11 protein-coding genes are annotated in these 17,053 nt (G+C 58.0%); 1 reads left to right on the forward strand and 10 read right to left on the reverse strand.

Annotated features, from left to right (window positions below):
• The first annotated feature begins 64 nt into the window (after positions 1-64).
• Entirely contained in the window at positions 65-3,832 is a 3,768-nt protein-coding gene (locus tag AB4N44_RS00495; protein ID WP_460110731.1) for a hypothetical protein, read from the forward strand.
• A gap of 48 nt (positions 3,833-3,880) precedes the next feature.
• On the opposite strand, the gene AB4N44_RS00500 is transcribed toward AB4N44_RS00495, so the two are convergent.
• From AB4N44_RS00500 to AB4N44_RS00545, 10 genes are all read right to left on the reverse strand, one after another.
• On the reverse strand, positions 3,881-5,836 hold the full coding sequence (locus AB4N44_RS00500; RefSeq protein WP_460110729.1) for an acetoacetate--CoA ligase: 1,956 nt from the start codon (positions 5,834-5,836) through the stop codon (positions 3,881-3,883).
• 136 nt (positions 5,837-5,972) lie between these two features.
• On the reverse strand, positions 5,973-6,746 hold the full coding sequence (gene hbdH / locus AB4N44_RS00505; RefSeq protein ID WP_460110728.1) for a 3-hydroxybutyrate dehydrogenase: 774 nt from the start codon (positions 6,744-6,746) through the stop codon (positions 5,973-5,975).
• A 7-nt stretch (positions 6,747-6,753) separates the two neighbouring features.
• Positions 6,754-8,145 carry a GntP family permease gene (locus AB4N44_RS00510; RefSeq protein ID WP_127927139.1) on the reverse strand — a complete coding sequence of 464 codons (1,392 nt, stop codon included), beginning with the start codon at positions 8,143-8,145 and terminating at the stop codon, positions 6,754-6,756.
• A 296-nt stretch (positions 8,146-8,441) separates the two neighbouring features.
• Complete coding sequence (locus AB4N44_RS00515) at positions 8,442-9,848, reverse strand: sigma-54 interaction domain-containing protein (protein ID WP_460110727.1); 1,407 nt, start codon at positions 9,846-9,848, stop codon at positions 8,442-8,444.
• A gap of 166 nt (positions 9,849-10,014) precedes the next feature.
• Positions 10,015-11,589 (reverse strand): ABC transporter ATP-binding protein, encoded by a 1,575-nt coding sequence (locus tag AB4N44_RS00520; protein ID WP_150752054.1) that lies wholly within the window; start codon positions 11,587-11,589, stop codon positions 10,015-10,017.
• A gap of 9 nt (positions 11,590-11,598) precedes the next feature.
• Positions 11,599-12,621, reverse strand: coding sequence for an ABC transporter permease (locus AB4N44_RS00525; RefSeq protein ID WP_150752055.1), 1,023 nt, complete (start codon positions 12,619-12,621; stop codon positions 11,599-11,601).
• On the reverse strand, positions 12,621-13,682 hold the full coding sequence (locus tag AB4N44_RS00530) for a microcin C ABC transporter permease YejB (RefSeq protein WP_034154280.1): 1,062 nt from the start codon (positions 13,680-13,682) through the stop codon (positions 12,621-12,623). Before AB4N44_RS00530 ends, AB4N44_RS00525 begins: the two co-directional genes overlap by 1 nt.
• The gene (locus tag AB4N44_RS00535) at positions 13,682-15,550 is read right to left on the reverse strand and encodes an extracellular solute-binding protein (RefSeq protein ID WP_460110726.1); all 1,869 of its coding nucleotides are present in this window, start codon (positions 15,548-15,550) and stop codon (positions 13,682-13,684) included. Before AB4N44_RS00535 ends, AB4N44_RS00530 begins: the two co-directional genes overlap by 1 nt.
• Positions 15,551-15,683: 133 nt before the next feature.
• A complete protein-coding gene (locus AB4N44_RS00540; protein ID WP_007912303.1) occupies positions 15,684-15,965 on the reverse strand; it encodes a peptidylprolyl isomerase in 282 nt (93 codons plus the stop codon).
• 97 nt (positions 15,966-16,062) lie between these two features.
• Positions 16,063-16,932: a lipase family alpha/beta hydrolase gene (locus tag AB4N44_RS00545; RefSeq protein ID WP_150752102.1), complete on the reverse strand. Its 870-nt coding sequence runs from the start codon at positions 16,930-16,932 to the stop codon at positions 16,063-16,065.
• Positions 16,933-17,053: the final 121 nt, after the last annotated feature.

Here is a 17,053-nt window from a genome sequence, read left to right on the forward strand (position 1 = left end):
TCAAAAACAGTAGAACGTCATCGAGCTGAAGTTGTCGGCTGGTTAACTTGATGAGGTTCTAAGTATGAATGATAAAACCAGAGGTAAAACATTCTGGTCTTCGGCTGTCGCTCTTTCCGAGTGGAAATACAGGGCTGAAGCAGATGCAGTAGAGCGCCAATTGGTCCTGGCTCAACTGGAACAAGCGTTAAGCCAATACACGGATGATCAAAAGATCAATTGGTATACACACGAAGTGGCGTTGCAGGCGGGATCTTCGTTGTATGAAATTTATAATCCCGGCAGGCTTATGCTCAGCGAACTGCTTGAGACCGGTCCGGTCGTCGGTGCACTTGCCCGGGAAGATGCGCGCGACCATGACGGACTTGTACGAGTTACACCTGACGGCAAGATGGAAGTCCGAGCAGACAGGGGGTGGGTGGATCTGGTAGCAGCGCGTCACTTTGAAAAAAGTGTTCCGATACAATCTGCATTGACGTTGATTTCGGATATAGCAGCGGTCGTCGGCGGCTACGTTTGGCCTGATATCGATTTGACGCTCGATCAATGGTTTCGATTCCATGACATAAGTTTGCCCGAGAACAACGTGAAGGTCAGAGAGCTGATCGCCTTGTTCAAGTTTGATCCGCAAGTGAAAGAGCCTTCAAACTATTGGGAGCACTTTCAAACAGAGGACCAGACATCGATTGCATTGTCCGGGGAGCAGTTTTTCGCCATTCGTAATGCGACTGCCAAGTTGATGAGTGGGAAAAAGCTCCTGACAGCCCTCTACAATGTTACCGGCCGCGCCGCTGTCACCCATGAAAGTGCGGCTCAATTGGTTGTCGAATTCGTCAATCATCCAGTTACCCGGAATCTCGCAAAAGAGTATCTGAAAGAGCTGGGTTGGTTTGGCGTAAACAAGGGGCAGGAAGTCGCTGATGACATCCTCGGCCAATTGCTGATGACGGCAATATTGCTTGATCTGGATCCGTCAGTTGGTCATGACATACAGCGCAATCACGTCGCTGGACTTGATCTGTATGCGCCGAAAAATGTTGACCGTCACCCGTCGGTTGTACGAGAGGAACTGACGACTGTTCTGCGAACCAGAAAATGGGTTGATAGTGGTTTGGAACCGCTGGTAGTTCACCTGCTGTTGGCACGTAATGCCCCAGAGTTTCTGGTCAGGGAGATTCCATCGTCGATCACCCTCGGCTCGATTGGCTGGATCAATTTTTGTCGTGCCGTCATGCTCGTCGAGACTGTAAAAACCGGTGCGACGCGAGTCATGACGTATACCCAGATAATGGCTTATGGCGAACTGCAACCGGTCAGTGAGTCGCAGAAGCACAAGCGTGACCTGGCCATGATCGACCCTATCGTCGATTGGGCGCTGATCAACCAGATTGTGACAACGGCGGAACTCGAGCAGGCCGAAGAAACCAGCACCCGGCGTGCAATTGACGCATTCGAGCAACACTCGGAAAAGTTCGCTCAAATCGCCAAGGTATTTTCGACACCGTTACCCGACAGAGCGAAGATTGCCCGTGCGGCTTTGAAAATTGCCGCACCGGGTTGTGACACCCTGGACGCAAAAGCACTGTCCGAGCGAGGCGGGCAGCAGGTCATGTCCATGGTCGACCTGCATCAATCGGGCGACTTGGTCACTGGTCAGTGGGACAGGCGTACGGTGCGTCTGGTTACTAACGGTGTCCCCAAGCCGGCCATCAACTACAACCCGTCCGGTGTCAGCCTCTACAAACGTTATCCGGGTTTATTGAAACTTGCATCCTGTGACGAGGAGATGGATCGGCAGTTGGCCGTGCATTTCAATGATTTGAACAGCGCCATGTTATCTACCGTGAAACTGGCTTTGGCGCAGATGCCAGAGGCGGATCTGCGCATCTTCATGAATGCCGATATTCACTTCCTCACGGTACGCGAGTCCGCCGTTTATTATAAATCGCGTCGGGCGAGCGGCCCCCTGACTGTCAAAGTGACACAAGAAACACGACAAAGCAGAGATGCCGCCACAGGACGTTTTGGCATCGTGATGTATGCGTCTTGCGAGAATGCTGACCTCTGCTATGAACTGTTTACGTCGCGCGCAGAAACTCGAAAAAATGACGCCTTGGCTGCTTTCATCAAACGAGAGCAGAAACTGCAACAACGCTCGAGAATGAGTGCGAGCGGGGATGTAACGTTTCCACTGAGTATTACCGCGACGCAAAGCCTCCCGCTCGACGTAAAACGCTATACCCATGCCACTGCCGAAGACTCTTCGATTACCAGCAGCATGGCCATCATCGATAATTTTGGCATGCTGAAAGGATCGCAAACACCTTCGACGCCACCATCCGGGTTCTATCGGAAATTCAACGATCCGAATATCGAACGTATCGCCGAGTTTCTCGTCAAGAATCGACCCTACCTGAATAAAAATGAGCTGAGAGAAATAGTCCGAATACCGACCCCGCTCGAGCTCTCCAGGGAAGAGGGTGATCGACTGCTGACGTATTTCATCGACTTGCTGGTGCCTTTCAAAAAATGCATCGAGGATATTGCCTCGGGTGAACATGACAAGGTGGTGGATGGGATCTACGGATGTTTGATGGACGGTATCGGTCTGGTCGGAACGGTGGCGGGAGCCAGTTCCAAAGTGTTGAGCATTTCGGCCAAGGCTATTTCAACGACATCCAAAGCTGCGCGGTTCACCCGGTTGGCATTCACCTCGGCCATTGGCCTTTTCAATCCGCTGGATGGTGTGCCGTCTGGCATCCAGGCGGGCGCTAAACTGGTGCGCAAGGGCTTGTTGCGCTTTAACAAAAACAGCCATGAACTCGTCGCTATAGCGAACAGCCAGTTGCACAGACTCAGTGGCCGCCGGCAATCCTATGATCTGATCAGTGCTTCCGAGAGTGCACATCGGGGAGTGGGGCACTGGCAACCACGTGGCAGCACCGGCAACCTCGTTACGGTTCTGGCCGCACGCAGTGGCAACAAATGGTATGCCTTGAACCGTCGTGGCAATCTGTGGGGGAAACCACTGACAGGCTCCGCCTATCAAGCGCCTCTGCAGTTGCCGTACTCACTCAAGACACTGCCGGCAAGTTACACGCGCAACTTCATCGAAAAAAGCCTGCCCCGTGCTCGGGCGAAGATCGACAACGCCATCGAAGCCATCAGCCGGCATGAATTCAAGCGAGATGGCGATCTGCTAATGAAGGCACTGTTCGGTAACACCTCGCAGACGGCTACTAATCGGCTGGTTAATTATTTGCGGTTGATTCGCTTTGACTTTGCTGGTTTCTCGATGAGCAATACGCTGCTCAATGCGTTCAAGCATAACGAGACAATCGCCTCTTTTGACGTGAACAACTACAAGCGCTGGAAAAGCGCCAGCTCCAGCGACGCGGCTGATATCGCGTTTGTCGAGATTTACACTCAAAACCTGAACAAGCATTTCGTCAATCTAGGCTTCAACCATGATGTGGTGGCGGACGACCTGATTCATGAACTGTTCCACGGTAGTGCGCAGACCGCGGATGCTGGCTACGCCACCGATACCGAGCATCAAAGCAACACCGGGCAGCGGCTGGATGTGGCGCAACTGCTGAATCTTGCGTCCGGCAACCTGGCTGTGGCGGACTCGATCGCGAGTTACCATGCGGTGTCCGAAGCTTTCGAAAATGCTGACTCTCTAGCAGTTGCCACCTCGTTACTGAGTCAAATGGCTACGGACAAAGCTACATTCGACCGCAACATGACGATCATCCGCGATGCACTCGACCGTAGTGGCGGTAGAGCGATTGTTCAGCCGGTTGTCATTACGTTGAACAAACCCCACTGACGACCAGCGCTGCCAGCAACGTTTATTGTCAGAGCGTCAGCGCGCGATTCAAGTATCAAGCTCCGGCCGATCCCGAAACTGCTCCAGCGCTTCGGGATTGGCCAGCGCATCGGTGTTTTTCACCGGTCGGCCGTGCACCACTTCCCGCACGGCCAACTCCACAACCTTGCCACTGATGGTGCGCGGAATGTCCGTCACCGCAACGATCTTCGCCGGTTCATGCCTTGGAGTGGTATTGGCGCGGATCACCTGCCGGATTCGTTGTTCCAGCGCCTCGTCGAGTGTCAGCCCTTCACGCAACCTGACAAACAGCACAACCCGCACATCGTCCTGCCACTGCTGACCGATAGCGACGCTGTCCAGCACTTCAGCGACTTTCTCGACCTGACGATAAATCTCCGCGGTGCCGATGCGCACGCCGCCGGGATTGAGCACGGCGTCCGAGCGCCCATGGATCAGCATCCCGCCATAAGGCCGTTGTTCAGCGTAATCGCCCTGTGCCCAGACACCGGGAAACAGGCTGAAATACGATTGGCGCAGTTTTGCGCCGTCCGGGTCATTCCACAGACCGATCGGCATCGCCGGGAAGTGCCGGGTGCAGACCAGTTCGCCTTTTTCGCCCACGACCGGCTGGCCGGCGTCATTCCAGACTTCAACCGCCATGCCCAGGCTTTTGCCCATGTTCTCGCCGCGACGCACGGGCGACAGCGGGTTGCCATTGACGAAGCACGAAACGATGTCGGTGCCGCCAGACATAGAAGCCAGACACACATCAGGTTTGAAGTCGCGATAGACGAAGTCATAGCTTTGCGGCGACAGCGCCGAGCCGGTGCACAGCAGCGTTTTCAGGCTTCCCAGATCATGGCTTTCGCGGGGTTTGGTGCCGCTGCTTTCCAGGGTGGCGAGGAACTTGGGGCTGGTGCCGAACACGCTGATGCGTTCATCGTCGATCAAGTCGAGCAAACGCTGGTTGTCCGGGTAAAACGGCGAGCCGTCATACAGCACCACGGCGCTGCCGACCGCGAGCGCGGAGACCAGCCAGTTCCACATCATCCAGCCGCACGTCGTGTAGTAAAACAGTCGATCGCCAGGATCCAGATCGCAATGCAGGCCGTGTTCCTTGACGTGTTGCAGGAGCACGCCACCGGTGCTGTGGATGATGCATTTCGGCACGCCAGTGGTACCGCTGGAATACAACACGTACAGCGGATGATTGAACGGCACCGCGACAAAATCCGCTTCACCGCCCGCTTGATAGAAGTCATCCCACAAGGTCACTTCGGCGCGAGTCCGGTAAGTCTCGATGCGGGCGTGCGGGTGAGCGTAAGGCACGATGATCAACTGCCTTAGCGTTGGCAGTTGTTCGAGTATTCCGTTGATCTTGTCGCTCTGGTCGATGGTCTTGCCGGCATAGCGATAACCGGCGCAGGTGATCAGTACCTTCGGTTCGATCTGGCCGAAACGGTCGATTACGCCGTGGGTGCCGAAGTCCGGCGAAGAGCACGACCAGATCGCGCCAACGCTGGTGGTGGCGAGCATTGCGACCAGCGTCTGCCAGGTATTGGGCATGCAAGCTGCGACGCGATCGCCGAGGCCAACCCCGGCGGCCTGCAAGCTCGCCTGAAACCCGGCGACATGCTCGGCCAGTTCAGCCCAGGACAATTGCTCACGCTGGCCATTTTCCGCCACGCTGACCACGGCCACAGAATCGTCGCGACGACGCAGCAAATGTTCGGCGAAGTTCAGCGTAGCGCCGGGAAACCACTCGGCATCCGGCATTTGCGCGCCTTCACGCAGCACGGCATCCGGTTGTGTGTGGAAGCGGATATCGAAGAAATCGACGATCGCCTGCCAGAACTCGGCGCGCTGCTCGACGCTCCATTGGTGCAGGGCCGGGTAGTCGTCGAGTTTCAGGTTGTGGCGTTGATTGGCCGCACGACGGAAAGTGTCCATGCGCGACTTGGCGATACGGTTGGCATCGGGTTGCCAGAGGATGTCGGACATTGGTTGCCTCTTGTTATCGGATTACAAAAATTCCCTTGTAGGCCTTCGCCTGCTCGCGATAGCGGTGTGTCAGTTAACTGTTACGGGTCTGACACACCGCTATCGCGAGCAGGCGAAGGCCTACAGGGACGCAGCATTAATGCGCCAGCCACCCACCATCAATATTCCACGCCGCTCCACGCACTTGGCTACCCGCCTCGCTGCACAGGAACAGCACCAGTTCGCCCAGATGCTGCGGTGTCACGAACTCGAGTGACGGCTGCTTCTCGGCCAGCAGATCATGCTGCGCCTGCTGCGGATCGACACCTTTGGCCGCACGGTCATCGATCTGCTTCTGCACCAGCGGCGTCAGCACCCAGCCCGGACAAATCGCGTTGCAGGTGACGTTGCTGGTCGCGGTTTCCAGGCCGACTACTTTGGTCAAACCGATCACCCCATGCTTGGCGGCGACGTAAGCGGCTTTGCCGGTCGAGCCCACCTGACCATGCACGGAGGCGATATTGATGATTCGCCCCCAGCCTTTGGTGCGCATCCCCGGCAGGCTCAGGCGCGTGCTGTGAAACACCGAAGACAGGTTGATGGCAATGATCGAATCCCAGCGCTCGACCGGAAATTCCTCGACAGCGGCGACATGCTGGATGCCGGCGTTGTTGACCAGAATGTCGACACCGCCGAACTCGCGCTCGGCGTAATGGATCATCTCGGCGATCTGCGCCGGGTCACTGACATCCGCCGGATGATGGCCAACCTTGCCGCCAAACCGGGCGACTTCAGCGATGACTTTCGACGCATCGCCGAAACCGTTGAGAATCAGGTTCGCGCCTGCCTTGGCCAGGCTCAGTGCGATGCCCAGACCGATGCCGCTGGTGGAGCCGGTAACCAATGCGGTCTTGCCGGAAAGAGTGGTCATGAATACCTCACACAATGCCAGTGGCGTAGAAAGTGCCGATCACTACGAAAACCGCCAGGGTCTTGATCAGCGTAATACAGAAAATGTCTTTATAGGCTTCGCGGTGGGTCAGACCCGTCACCGCAAGCAAGGTGATGACCGCGCCGTTGTGCGGCAGGGTGTCCATACCGCCGCTGGCCATCGCGGCGACGCGGTGCAGCACTTCCAGCGGAATGTTCGCGGCATGAGCGGCGGCAATGAACTGCTCGGACATCGCCGCCAGCGCAATGCTCATGCCGCCCGACGCCGAGCCGGTGATACCGGCCAGCAGCGTCACGGTGATGGCTTCGTTGACCAGCGGATTGGGGATCTGCTTGAGCCAGTCAGCCAGTACCAGAAAGCCCGGCAGCGAAGCGATCACTGCGCCGAAGCCGTATTCCGACGCGGTGTTCATTGCCGCCAGCAACGCACCGCTGACCGCGCTTTTGCTGCCCTCGGCGAGCTTGCTGCGAATCGCCTGAAAACCGAACGCCAACACCATCAGAATGCCAACCAGCAAAGCCGCTTGCACCGCCCAGATCGCCGTCAGTTTGGCGATTTCGGTGGTGACCGGTGTGGCCATGCCCGGCAGCGCAAGGCTGTGAGTCTTGCCATACCACTGCGGAATCCACTGGGTGAACAGCAGGTTCATGATGCCCACTGCCAGTAGCGGCGACAGGGCAATCCATGGGTTCGGCAGCTTCAGGTCTTCGGCGGTTTCCGGTTCGTTGCGCAGTTCAGTGCCGTAGCCTTCACCGGCACGCTGCGCTTTGTTGCGTTGACGCTGGAGAAACAGCATGCCGGCGCAGAACACGAAAATCGTACCGATCACGCCCAGCCACGGCGCCGCCCAAGCGGTGGTGTTGAAGAACGTGCTGGGGATGATGTTCTGGATCTGCGGGGTGCCGGGCAGGGCGTCCATGGTGAACGAGAACGCGCCAAGGGCGATGGTTGCCGGGATCAGCCGTTTGGGGATATTGCTCTGGCGAAACATCTCGGCGGCAAACGGGTACACCGCAAACACCACCACGAACAGCGACACGCCGCCATAAGTGAGCAGGGCGCAGACCAGCACGATCACCAGCATTGCCTGTTTGGTGCCGAGCAGCCGAATGGCGGCGGCAACGATCGAGCGGGAGAATCCCGACAGTTCGATCAATTTGCCGAATACGGCACCGAGCAGGAACACAGGAAAATACAGTTTGATGAACCCGACCATTTTTTCCATGAACACCCCGGTGAAGGCAGGGGCGACGGCGGAGGGGTCGGTAAGCAGCACCGCGCCAAGGGCGGCAATCGGCGCGAAGAGGATAACGCTGTAGCCACGGTAGGCGGCGAGCATCAGCAGCGCGAGGGCCGCCAAGGCAATGATCACACTCATGGTGTGTCTCTCCAGAATTGTTATTTTTGTGGGTGGAACGGGTGTGGGAGAGGCGTTAGCGAGATCTGTGCCAGATATTTAAGTTGTTGAAATATATGGAATTTACTGGTTGTAGATAAAGGTTTTCAACGGTTTTGTCTCGTTTTAGAGACTACGTTAAACCGAAAAGATCGCAGCCTTCGGCAGTTCCTACAGTGCGAGCGCGAATTTCCCCTGTAGGAGCTGCCGAAGGCTGCGATCGTTTGATCTTCAAACAATCCATCTACAGAAAGAGATCATTGTCTCTATTTAGAGACTCAGGCAATCCCCAACGCCACCATTTTCTTGTACAGCGTCGAACGTCCCAGCCCCAGTCGAGCCGCAGCTTCCGGCACTTTCCCCTGACATTGCGCAAGAGCTGCCTGAATCAATTGCCGATCAAATCGCTCCCGCGCCTGCGCGTAAGTCTCGGTCGTCAACGCTTCAGCCATCGGCGCCAGCGCACGTTCAACCGGCGTCAATGTACCAATCGCCGCACGAATATCCTGCTCGGTCAGCATCAAGTCATCACTGAGCAACGCCGCCCGTTCCAGCACATTACGCAGTTCGCGAATGTTCCCCGGCCACGCGTGCTGTCCGAGCAACGCCAGCGCATCCCGGTGCAGTTCATGCTGGCTGCGCAGCTCTTCAAGAATCGCTTCGCTGAGCGCCGGCAGATCATCAAGACGCTCACGCAATGGCGGCACCTGGATCGGCAACACATTGAGGCGGTAGTACAAATCGGCACGGAATTCACCGCGTTTGATCGCCGCTTGCAGATCGGTCGAAGTCGCGGCGATCACGCGAACGTCGCTCTGAATCACCTCGTTGGAACCGACCGGTTCGAATTCCTTTTCCTGCAGCACACGCAGCAGCTTGCTCTGCAAGGGCAGCGGCATGTCACCGATCTCGTCGAGAAACAGCGTGCCGCCCTGGGCGATCTGCAGCTTGCCGGTGCGGCCCTTGCGGTCGGCGCCGGTGAACGCACCGGGTGCCGTGCCGAAAAATTCCGCCTCCAGCAGTGCCTCGGGAATCGCCGCGCTGTTGATGCTGACGAACGCTTTGTGCGCCCGTGGCGAGGCGCTGTGAATGGCCTGGGCCAGCAACTCTTTGCCGGTGCCGGTCTCGCCGAGCAGCAACACCGGCGATTCGGCGCTGGCACTGCGTCGGGCACGGCGTTTGACTTCAAGGCTGACGGCGCTGGTGCCGATGAAGTGGGCGAAGTTGTATTTGGTTTGCCGGGCGCGCAGCAGAGAACGGGTCGAGGCCAATTCTTCCTGCATGCTCAAGTAGCGTTTGAGCATCGGTGACAACGTGCGCAATTCGTCGAACAGGGCAAAACCGATCGCGCCGATTACCGTGCCGGCGTCATCGTGAATCGGCAGACGCATCACCACCAAAGGCTCTTTCGGCGTGTCCTGCATATCCAGAAGAATAGGGCGACCGGTGCGCACGACTTCCCGCAACAAGCTGCCGGGGATCACGCTTTCACAGGGTTTGCCGATCGCGCCTGTAGCCGATTCGAGACCGAAACGCCGGGCGTAGCGTTCGTTCATCCAGACGATGTTCGCATCACGATCGACAATCACCGTGCCCTCGCTGGATTGCTCGATGATCTCGAACAGCGAGCGGATCGCCAGGCTGCGAACCCGTTGGTAGTCCTTGAGGCTTTCGGTGGTGTTCATGGCGGCTGATCCTGATTGTGTATGGCCTGTGCCGGCCCCTTCGCGAGCAGGCTCGCTCCCACAGTAGATTGGGTCGTTCCCAAATTTTGTGTCCGGCGTGAACCTTGTGGGAGCGAGCCTGCTCGCGAAAGCCTCGACCCGGTTTCAAGCCGAACACATATGACGCCTACCCCGGATGCGCCGCCGCCAACAGCTCTTTGGTGTACGGGTGCTGCGGTGCATCGAACACCTCATGACTGGCGCCACGCTCGACCACTTTGCCGTCCTTGATCACGATCATGTCGTGAGCCAGCGCGCGCACCACCGCCAGATCATGGCTGATGAACAGATAGGTCAAACCGTGTTTTTCCTGAAGCTGGCGGAGCAGGGCAACCACTTGTTTCTGCACCGTGCGATCGAGTGCCGACGTCGGCTCATCAAGCAGGATCAGCGCCGGTTTCAACACCAGCGCCCGCGCGATGGCAATGCGCTGGCGCTGACCACCGGAGAACTCGTGGGGGTAGCGATGGCGACTATCCGGGTCGAGGCCGACCTCTTTAAGCACGCGGATCACTTGTTCATCGCACTCATCGGCAGTCGACTCGCAGTGCACTTCCAGGCCTTCGCTGATGATCTGCGCCACTGACATGCGCGGGCTGAGGCTGCCGAACGGATCTTGAAACACCACCTGCATCTGTCGGCGCCACGGACGCATCTGTTTCTGATTGAGACCGTCGAGCGCCTCGCCCTGAAAGCGGATACTGCCTTCGGAGTCGAGCAGGCGCAGGATCGCCTGACCCAGCGTCGACTTGCCGGAACCGGACTCGCCGACGATGCCCAACGTCTTGCCACGCTGGATGCTCAGGCTGATGCCATCCACCGCCCGCAGGTATTGCTTGCGCTGGAACAGGCTGCCGCCGACGACAAACTCAACCTTCAGATCATTGACCTCCAGCACGTTTTCGCGTTCATCCCGGGGCAGGGCTTCGCCTTCGGGTTCGGCGTTGAGCAGCACGCAGCTGTAAGGATGTTTCGGCTCGGTAAACAGGGTTTCGCAGGGCGCCTGTTCGACGATTTCCCCGGCCTTCATCACGCACACGCGCTGAGCAATGCTGCGCACCAGATTGAGATCATGGCTGATCAGTAGCAGCGACATGCCCAGGCGTTGTTGCAGGGATTTGAGCAGCAGCAGGATCTTGCGCTGCACGGTCACATCGAGCGCCGTGGTCGGTTCGTCGGCGATCAACAGCTCGGGTTCGCAGGCCAGGGCCATGGCGATCATCACCCGTTGCCGTTGCCCGCCAGAGAGTTGATGCGGGTAAGCCTTGAGGCGTTCCTTGGGTTTCTGGATGCCCACCAGACCGAGCAGTTCGAGGATGCGTGCCTGCGCCGCTTTGCCGCCGAGGCCACGATGCAACAGCAGGGTTTCGCCAATCTGTTTTTCGATGGTGTGCAGCGGATTGAGCGAGGTCATCGGCTCCTGAAAGATCATGGCGATGCGGTTGCCGCGCAATTCGCGCAAGACCTTGGGATCCGCACCGATCAGCTCCTGTCCGCGATAGCGAATGCTGCCAGTGGTTTGCGCTTCGCTTTCCGGCAGCAATTGCAGAATCGAATGAGCGGTTACCGATTTGCCCGAGCCCGATTCGCCCACCAACGCCAGACATTCGCCGGGGCGAATGTCCAGACACAGGTCGCGCACCACGTTCTGGCCATGGAAGGCAACGTTGAGGTTACGGATTTCAATCAGGTTGTCAGTCATGGCCACGCTTCAGGATCGAGGGTCGAACGCGTCTCGCAACGCTTCGCCGATAAACACCAATAAGGAAAGGATCAGCGCCAGGGTGAAAAACGCCGTCAACCCAAGCCACGGTGCTTGCAGGTTCTGTTTGCCCTGACCGATCAACTCACCCAGCGAAGCGCTGCCGGCAGGCATGCCGAAACCGAGAAAATCCAGCGCGGTGAGGGTGGAAATCGCCCCGGTCAGAATGAACGGCAAGTAGCTCAGTGTCGCGTTCATGGCGTTGGGCAGAATATGCCGGAAAATCACCTTGCGGTCGCTCAGGCCCAGCGCACGGGCGGCTTTGACGTACTCCAGGTTGCGTCCGCGCAGGAACTCGGCGCGCACCACATCCACCAGTGCCAGCCATGAAAACAGCGCCATGATCCCCAGCAGCCACCAGAAATTCGGTTCGACAAAACCGGAGAGGATGATCAGCAGATACAACACCGGCAGCCCCGACCAGACTTCCAGCACGCGTTGCCCGAGCAGATCGACCCAGCCACCGTAGTAGCCCTGCAATGCCCCGGCGGCGATGCCTATCAGGGCGCTGACAAAGGTCAGCATCAAGGCAAACAGAATCGACACCCGCGCGCCGAATATGACCCGTGCCAGCACATCCCGCGACTGGTCGTCAGTGCCCAGCCAGTTGACTGACGTCGGCGGGCTCGGCGCCGGTTTGGTGAGGTCGTAGTTCGGCGTGTCGTCACTGAACGGGATCGGCGGGAACAGCAGCCAGCCACCGTCCTTGCGAATCAGGTTCTGCACGTAATCGCTGCGATAATCAGCCTGGAACGGCAGTTGTCCGCCGAACTCCTGCTCGGTGTAGCGCTTGAACACCGGGAAGTACCATTGGCCTTGATAGTTGACGACCAGAGGCTTGTCATTGGCGATCAACTCGCCCCCCAGTGTCAGCACAAACAGGCCGATGAACAGCCACAGCGACCACCAGCCACGACGGTTTTTCTTGAAGCGCTCGAAGCGCCGACGGCCCAGAGGCGAGAGCTTGAGCATCAGGCGTTCCTCGCGGCGAAGTCGATACGCGGATCGACCAGCGTGTAACACAGGTCGCCGACCAGTTTTATCAGCAGGCCGAAGAGGGTGAAGATGAACAGCGAACCGAACACCACCGGGTAGTCCCGCGAAACCGCAGCTTCGTAGCTCATGCGCCCGAGACCGTCGAGGGAGAAGATCACTTCGATCAGCAACGAACCGGCGAAGAACACACTGATAAACGCCTGCGGGATACCGGACACCACCAGCAGCATCGCATTGCGGAACACATGGCCGTACAGCACGCGACGTTCGCTCAGGCCTTTGGCGCGGGCGGTTACCACGTACTGGCGAGTAATTTCATTGAGAAACGAGTTTTTCGTCAGGATCGTCAGTGTGGCGAAACCACCAATCACCAGCGCCGTGACCGGTAGCACCAGGTGCCAGAAATAGTCGGCGATTTTGCCGAGAGTCGACAGCGATTCGAAGTTGTCCGACACCAGGCCACGCACCGGAAACCAGTTCAGCGACGTGCCGCCGGCAAACACCACGATCAGGAACATCGCAAACAGAAACGCTGGCATCGCGTAACCGATGATGATCGCCGTGCTGCTCCAGATATCGAAATGACTGCCATGGTGCACAGCCTTGCGGATCCCCAGCGGGATCGACACCAGATAGGTGATCAGCGTCGCCCACAACCCGAGGGAAATGGTCACCGGCATTTTTTCCAGGATCAGATCGGTGACCGTCGCGCCACGGAAAAAGCTCTTGCCGAAATCCAGTTGCGCGTAGTTCTTCAACATCAGCCACAAGCGTTCGTGGGCCGGTTTGTCGAAGCCGTACTGTTTTTCGATGTCCTTGATCAGTTGCGGATCGAGGCCGCGACTGGCACGCGAAGTGCCGCTCATGGTTTCGCTGGCGCCGCCACCGACACTCGCGCCGCCGATCCCTTGCAGGTGGGCGATGGCCTGTTCTACCGGGCCGCCGGGCGCGGCCTGAATGATCACGAAATTGACCAGCAGAATGATCACCAGCGTCGGGATGATCAGCAGCAGGCGCCGCAGTATGTAACCCCACATCAGTGCGGCCCTCCGGGTCTGCCACGGGCAATTTTTTCGGCGGTCATCTGCTGATTGGTCAATGGTGTGCTGCTTATTTCCCACCAGCTCTCGATGGCTTCGTCATTGCTGGCTTGCACCGACGGTATGCCGAAACGGTTCCACCAGACGGTCGAGGTGCCGGGTGGATAGTAGTTGGGAATCCAGTAGTAATTCCATTGCAGCACCCGATCCAGAGCATGGGCGTAATGCAGCATGTCGGACTGGGTTGAGGCGCGAATCAGGCCGTTGATCAGCGTATCCACCGCCGGGTTTTTCAACACCATGTAGTTGTTCGCGCCCGGGTCGTTGGCCGACGCGGAAGCAAAGTAATTGAGCAACTCGCCTCCCGGCGAAGTGCTGACCGGGTAGCCCGTGACGATCATGTCGTAGTCGCGGCTCATCAGGCGATTGACGTATTGCGAGGAGTCGATGCGGCGAATGTTCAGGTCGATACCGATCTGTTTCAGCGTGCGCTTGTACGGCAGCAGCAAGCGATCCATGCCGTTCTGGCTGACCAGAAAGGTAAAGGTCAGCGGCTCGCCCTGGGCATTCACCAGTTGATCGCCATGCGGTTTCCAGCCAGCCTGTTCGAGCAATTCGAGTGCTTGCAATTGTTTGTCGCGGATCAGGCCGCTGCCGTCGGTCTTCGGCGCTTCAAAGACTTTGCTGAAGACTTCGTCGGGAACCTGGCCGCGCAGCGGTTCGAGGATTTTCAGTTCCTGTGCATCGGGCAATTCGCTGGCCGCCAGTTGCGTGTTGGAAAAGTAGCTCTGCTGACGGATATACATGCCGCGCATCATCTGCCGGTTGCTCCACTCGAAGTCCCAAAGCATGGCCAGGGCCTGGCGCACACGGCGATCGGCGAATACAGGTTTTTGCAGGTTGAACACAAACCCCTGGGCCGATTGCGGCGCCTCGGTGGCCAGATGAGCTTTTTGCAGGCGCCCGTCGCTCAGTGCGGGACTGTCGTAGCCGATCGAGTAGCCGGTGGCCGAGAACTCGCGGTTGTAGTCATAGGCACCACCGCGCAGCACTTGCCGAGCGACGTCGGTATCACCGAAGTACTCGATGCTGAAATGATCGAAATTGTAGAGGCCGCGACTGACCGGCAAGTCTTTGCCCCACCAGTCGGCGTTGCGCTCAAAGGTGATGCTGCGCCCCGAATCGACTTTGCCGACTCGATAGGGGCCGCTGCCCAGTGGCGGTTCATAGCCACCACCCCCGGCGAAATCGCGGCTCTTCCACCAATGCTCGGGAAATACCGGAAGGGTCGCGACGTCCAGGGGCAGGGTGCGGTTTTCATTGCTTTTGAAGTCGAACCGCACGGTCAACGGGCCTTCCACTTCGACGCCTTTGACGTCAGCAAACTGGGTGCGATAACGCAGGCTGCCCTGAGTCATCAATAAATCGTAGGTGTAGCGTACGTCTTCGGCGGTAATCGGCTTGCCATCGGCAAAGCGTGCCTTGGGATTGATGAAGAACCGCAGCGACAGACCATCGTCCGAGCGCTCCATCTTCTGCGCAACCAGGCCATAGACGGTGTAAGGCTCGTCCAGCGAGCGCTGGGCCAGTGGCGAATAAAGCAAGCCATCGATCTGAGTAACGCCGATGCCTTTGTCTATATAAGGAAGGACATGGTCGAAGTGGCCAATCTCGATGGCCGAGCGGCGCATCGTTCCGCCCTTGGGGGCTTGCAGGTTGGTGTAGTCGAAGTGGCTGAAACCGGCAGGGTACTTGGCAGGTTCGCCGTAAACGGTCAGCGCGTGTTGCGGTGCAGCGCTCACGCCAGCGGCACCCGTCAGCAGGGTGAGGGCGGTGAGCATCAATGTGGGGAAAACCAGTCGCATTGTCAGCCTTGGAACCGGGAAATCGATAAGCGCAAGTTGTACGCGAGAGGCGCGTGAGCCGCCAGCCGTATGTGTAACTGAAACGCAACGGCCCACCAGAAGGCGGGCCGTTGGTAAACAATCAGGCGACGGATCAGTCCTGACGGCTGGTGACTTCCAGCAGGTGATAACCGAACTGAGTCTTCACCGGACCTTGCACAACGTTGATTGGCGCGCTGAAGACCACGGTGTCGAATTCCTTGACCATCTGGCCAGGACCGAACGAGCCCAGGTCGCCGCCCTGACGGCTGGACGGGCAGGTGGAGTTGGCTTTGGCGACTTCGGCGAAATCAGCGCCGCCTTCGATCTGGGCCTTGAGTTCGTTGCACTTGTCTTCGCTGGAAACCAGGATGTGGCGGGCAGTGGCTTTAGCCATGGGGAAACTCTCCAATCTATTTCAGTAAAGTGTGGAGCCTACCGGATTCAGTGGGCGAATTCTCGGCAAAGTTCCGTTCGATTGTCCGTGGCTTTGATCAGAGATTCGCGGCGCACAGACGTTCGGCATGTTCAACGTACAGTCCAATCGGATCGGGCACAGCCGTGACGGGACTGGCTGTGCGGCGCAGGCTGCCCAGATGGTCAAGCGGATAGTCGGAGCGGATCACCTGTCCCAAGTGAGAGCTGAAACGGCCGACGAAGCCATCGTTCTGCTGCGTCTCGGTCATGAAATATTGCGACAGTGCATGGCAAATGTGCTGGGCGGGATCGAGTGTCGACGGGCTGTTTGCCGGCAGGACGCCGCTCCACGAGTAATAACGCACATCGTTGACCTGCTCCGGGCCGTGTCCGCCCCAGGTCTTGGGCAGGCCCTGCGGAAATTTGTCGTTGAAATCGCCCACTCCTTCGGTCGTCAGCGCATTGAGCGCCGCCAGCGCGTTCTGCGGCAACGTCATGCTGCCGCTGAGCAACGAAAGGAAGTTGGCAAACAGCGTCGCGACGTTCTGTGCGACAGCCTCCGGCAGGCGCCCGGGTACCAATGCCTTGCGCAGAAAATCAGCCAGTTCCGAACCGTGGTTCGGCCCGCTGACGGAAGTCACCGAGGCTACGGCGTGTGGTGCAAGCGCAGCAGCGTATCGAGCCGCCAATGCTCCCTGACTGTGTCCGATGAGATTGACTTTGTCGGCACCTGTGCCACGCAGGACACGATCAATCTGTGCAAGCAGTTGCTCACCCCTTGTTTCGTTTTTGTGGGTGGCAGAAAGGTGTGGAACAAACACTCGGCTGCCGGCTGTTTTCAAGGCGTCCTTTACATCATGGAACAGCTCGAAATGACCGATGCGCTCGAATCCGAACAGGCCGTGTACCAACAGGATGGGATAGCGAGTTGAAGCATTCCGTTGCATGTTCTTACCTTTTTCACAGAAGTTCATCGGGGAATCCGGAGGCCACTCTAAAACACTCATCTCGTTGAAGAAGTAGGAAGAGACTTCTCTTGGCCGATGAATCTGGACTAGGAGTTGTACG

The organism is Pseudomonas sp. S3_C06, from assembly GCF_054667675.1.

What these genes read in the sequence shown, in the direction of transcription:
- AB4N44_RS00510 (WP_127927139.1), bottom strand. Translation starts at nt 8,145, where the DNA reads ATGAGTGTGATCATTGCCTTGGCGGCCCTCGCGCTGCTGATGCTCGCC.
- AB4N44_RS00495 (WP_460110731.1), top strand. Translation starts at nt 65, where the DNA reads ATGAATGATAAAACCAGAGGTAAAACATTCTGGTCTTCGGCTGTCGCT.
- AB4N44_RS00530 (WP_034154280.1), bottom strand. Translation starts at nt 13,682, where the DNA reads ATGTGGGGTTACATACTGCGGCGCCTGCTGCTGATCATCCCGACGCTG.
- AB4N44_RS00515 (WP_460110727.1), bottom strand. Translation starts at nt 9,848, where the DNA reads ATGAACACCACCGAAAGCCTCAAGGACTACCAACGGGTTCGCAGCCTG.
- AB4N44_RS00525 (WP_150752055.1), bottom strand. Translation starts at nt 12,621, where the DNA reads ATGCTCAAGCTCTCGCCTCTGGGCCGTCGGCGCTTCGAGCGCTTCAAG.
- hbdH (WP_460110728.1), bottom strand. Translation starts at nt 6,746, where the DNA reads ATGACCACTCTTTCCGGCAAGACCGCATTGGTTACCGGCTCCACCAGC.
- AB4N44_RS00535 (WP_460110726.1), bottom strand. Translation starts at nt 15,550, where the DNA reads ATGCGACTGGTTTTCCCCACATTGATGCTCACCGCCCTCACCCTGCTG.
- AB4N44_RS00545 (WP_150752102.1), bottom strand. Translation starts at nt 16,932, where the DNA reads ATGCAACGGAATGCTTCAACTCGCTATCCCATCCTGTTGGTACACGGC.
- AB4N44_RS00500 (WP_460110729.1), bottom strand. Translation starts at nt 5,836, where the DNA reads ATGTCCGACATCCTCTGGCAACCCGATGCCAACCGTATCGCCAAGTCG.
- AB4N44_RS00540 (WP_007912303.1), bottom strand. Translation starts at nt 15,965, where the DNA reads ATGGCTAAAGCCACTGCCCGCCACATCCTGGTTTCCAGCGAAGACAAG.
- AB4N44_RS00520 (WP_150752054.1), bottom strand. Translation starts at nt 11,589, where the DNA reads ATGACTGACAACCTGATTGAAATCCGTAACCTCAACGTTGCCTTCCAT.